3 protein-coding genes are annotated in these 3,479 nt (G+C 70.3%); 1 reads left to right on the forward strand and 2 read right to left on the reverse strand.

What is annotated here, in order from left to right:
* Positions 1–18 precede the first annotated feature (18 nt).
* Both mgtE and VFQ84_RS01565 read right to left on the reverse strand, forming a co-directional pair.
* Entirely contained in the window at positions 19–1,380 is a 1,362-nt protein-coding gene (gene mgtE / locus VFQ84_RS01560; RefSeq protein WP_325128512.1) for a magnesium transporter, read from the reverse strand.
* Positions 1,381–1,844: 464 nt separating this feature from the next.
* Positions 1,845–2,849 (reverse strand): polyprenyl synthetase family protein, encoded by a 1,005-nt coding sequence (locus tag VFQ84_RS01565; protein WP_325128514.1) that lies wholly within the window; start codon positions 2,847–2,849, stop codon positions 1,845–1,847.
* A 151-nt stretch (positions 2,850–3,000) separates the two neighbouring features.
* Here VFQ84_RS01565 and ssb point away from each other — a divergent pair.
* A partial coding sequence (gene ssb / locus VFQ84_RS01570) for a single-stranded DNA-binding protein (protein ID WP_325128516.1) occupies positions 3,001–3,479 on the forward strand: 479 nt, incomplete at its 3' end.

Consider the following 3,479-nt stretch of genomic DNA (forward strand, 5'->3'; position numbering starts at 1 on the left):
CCCCGCGCCTACGGAGGGTCAGTCGAGCAGGACGAGGGTGGCCAGGCCGAGGAAGGAGAAGAAGCCCATCACGTCGGTGACCGTCGTCAGCACGACGCCGCCGGCCAGGGCCGGGTCGATGTTCACGCGGCGCAGCAGGAGGGGCACGCCGACGCCGGCCAGGGCGGCCGTGACCAGGTTGGTCATCATCGCCGCCGAAATCACCACGCCCAGCATCGCGTCGCTGAACCACAGGCCCGAGACCGTGCCGACCACCAGCGCCCAGGCCAGGCCGTTGAGGAAGCCGACCATCACTTCCTTGCTGAAGAGGGCGCGCAGGTTGCCGCTGCCGACCTGGCCCAGGGCCATGCCGCGCACCATCAGGGTCAGGGTCTGGGTGCCGGCGACGCCGCCCATGCTGGCCACGATCGGCATCAGCACCGCCAGCGCCACCAGCTGCTCGAGCGTGTCGGCGAAGCGCCCGATCACCCACGAGGCCAGGAAAGCAGTGGCCAGGTTGATGCCCAGCCAGATGGCGCGGCGGCGCGCGGCGCGCGGCACCGGGCTGAACAGGTCTTCGTCTTCGTCGAGGCCGGCCGCGCCGAGCGCCTGGTGCGCGGCATGGTCGCGGATGATGTCGACCACGTCGTCGATGGTGATGCGGCCGAGCAGGATGTTGTTCTCGTCCACCACCGGCGCCGAGATCCAGTCATGGTCGGAGAACTGGCTGGCGACGTCGTGGGCCGGCGTGTCGACCGTGATCGCCGGCTGTTCGTCGTCGATCAGTTCGTTGATCGGCGTGGTCGCCGCGTGGATCAGCAGCGAGGAAATGGCGATCCGGCCCAGGTACTGGTGCCGGCGGCTGACCACGAACAGGTGGTCGGTGTGCTCGGGGATCTCGCCGCGCAGGCGCAGGTAGCGCAGCACGACGTCGACGGTGACGTCGGTGCGCACCGTGATCACGTCCGGGTTCATCAACCGGCCCGCGGTGTCCTCGCCGTAGCTCAGGACCTGCTCGAGCCGCTCGCGGTTCTCGCGGTCCATCGACTTGAGCACTTCGTCGATGACGGTGTCGGGCAGGTCCTCGGCCAGTTCGGCCAGGTCGTCGATGTCGAGATCCTCGACCGCGGCGACGATTTCGTCCGGGTCCATCTCGGCCAGCAGGAACTCGCGGACGTCGTCGCCCACGTGCACCAGCACCTCGCCGTCGTCCTCGGGATCGACCAGGCCCCAGACGATGCCGCGCTTGGCGGCGGGCAGGGACTCGAGCAGGTTGCCGATCTCGGCCGGCGAGAGGGTGTTCACCAGGCGCCGCACCGGGCCCAGACGGCCGGTATCGAGCGCGTCCGACAACAGCCGAAGCTGTCGCGCGGTCTTGTCGTGGCGAACGGCTTCGGCCATCAGGCGGCTCCCGGGAAGGCCCGCGCATTATGCGGGTCCCGGCCCCTCGTCGCCTACCACCGGCCCCATCCTCACCTGGCATCCGATGTCACCGTTCGCTCTGGGCTTGGGGCGAAGGGCAATACACCGTGACCTCGCGGCAGCGCCGCCGCCCACACACAGGGGTCTTCCGCCCGACTAGGAAGCGTCGTCCTGACCACCTATGTCGGCCGTTCCGGCCTCCTGCCTCCACTTCGGAAGACCCCTGTGTGCGTGCGACGTCGCCCCGGAATTCAGCCGCACACCGGGGCAGGATCAAGAGCGAGATCAGGCGTGGGGCCTGGCGCGAGGGCGGGCGGATGAGTCTCGCGAGGATGTTGGAGTCGGCAGGGCGCCAGCGCCGGCGCCGTACATTTGAGGCACATGGCGGCGCTGCGAAGCAGCCACGATCCGCGGCCCTTCGTGCGCATGGCGCACGCGCAGGTTCAATGGTTGCGGGCGGTGGCGTAGTTGGCGAGGCCGAGCAGGGCGTCGCGCCAGGGGCTGTCGGGTAGCGGGTCGAGGGCGCGGGTGGCGAGGGTGGCGTAGTGTCCGGCGCGCTCGCGGCTGTATTCGATGCCGCCGGTCTGGGCAATCGCGGCCAGGACCTCGGGCATGGCCGCGGCGTCGCCGGCCTCGACGATGTCGCGCAGCCGCGCCCGGACCTTGGCGCCACCGTGGGCCATCGCGTGGATCAGCGGCAGCGTCGCCTTGCCCTCGGCCAGGTCGTCGCCCAGGTTCTTGCCCAGCGCCTCGGCGTCGGCCGTGTAGTCGAGCACGTCGTCGGCGATCTGGAAGGCCAGGCCCAGGTTCATGCCGAAGTCGTGCAGCCGCTGCTGGGTGGCGGCGTCGGCGCCGGCCTGCAGCGCCCCGAGCCGGGTGGCGGCGGCGAACAGCACCGCCGTCTTGCGCTCGATCACCCGCAGGTAGGTGGCCTCGTCGGTGTCGGGGTTGTGCACGTGCAGCAGCTGCAGCACCTCGCCCTCGGCGATCTGGTTGGTGGTGTCGGCCAGCACCTGCATGATCGGCATCGAATCGAGCTCGACCATCAGCTGGAAGCTGCGCGAGTAGAGGAAATCGCCGACCAGCACGCTGGGCGCGTTGCCCCACAGCGCATTGGCGGTCTTGCGGCCGCGGCGCAGGTCGGATTCGTCCACCACGTCGTCGTGCAGCAGGGTCGAGGTGTGGATGAACTCGATGATCGCGGCCAGCTGGTGCGGCTCCGGGCCGGCGTGGCCCAGGGCGCGGGCGGCCAGCACCACCAGCATCGGCCGCAGGCGCTTGCCGCCGGCGGCGATGATGTGCTCGGAGATCTGGTTGATCAGGACCACGTCCGAGGCCAGGCGGCTGCGGATCAGGCGGTTCACGGCCTCCATCTCGCCGGCGGCGAGCTGTTGGATCGCGGCGATGCCGGGCAGGGCCGGGGCGTGGTCGGGGGCGCGGGCTGACATGGCCTGATTATAGAGGCTGCGCGTGGCCGGGCGGTGACGTCCCGGGCCGCCAAGGGCTGACCGGGCCGGGCGGGCAAGGCCTACGCCCCGTGCCGGCCAAGGCTGGCATAATGGCCATCGGTCCAGAATTCCAAGAAAAGGCAGGAACGCCATGGCGCGCGGCATCAACAAAGTGATCCTGGTCGGCAACCTCGGCAACGACCCCGAGGTGCGCTACAGCCAGAGCGGTTCGGCCATCACCACGATCTCCGTCGCCACGTCCGAGAGCTGGAAGGACAAGAACGGCGAGCAGCAGGAGCGCACCGAGTGGCACCGGGTGAAGTTCTTCGGCCGCCTGGCCGAGATCGCCGGCGAGTACCTCAAGAAGGGCCGCCAGGTCTACATCGAAGGCAGCCTGCGCACCGAGAAGTACACCGACAAGTCCGGCGTCGAGAAGTACGCCACCGACATCATCGCCAACGAGATGCAGATGCTCGGCGGCATGGGCGGCGGCGAGGGCGGTGAGCGCAGCGAACGCCCGGCGCGAGTGGCCGGCGGTGGCGCGCCGCGCGGCGGTGGCTACGGTGGCGGTGGCGGGGGCTACGGTGGCGGCGATCGCGGCGGTGCGCCGCGCGGCGGCGCTGCGTCCGC

The sequence above is a fragment of the Arenimonas sp. genome (assembly GCF_035721105.1).
GTDB lineage: Bacteria > Pseudomonadota > Gammaproteobacteria > Xanthomonadales > Xanthomonadaceae > Arenimonas.

Bases quoted from the DNA above. Each gene is read 5' to 3' on its own strand.
- VFQ84_RS01565 (WP_325128514.1), bottom strand. From the start codon at position 2,849: ATGTCAGCCCGCGCCCCCGACCACGCCCCGGCCCTGCCCGGCATCGCC.
- mgtE (WP_325128512.1), bottom strand. From the start codon at position 1,380: ATGGCCGAAGCCGTTCGCCACGACAAGACCGCGCGACAGCTTCGGCTG.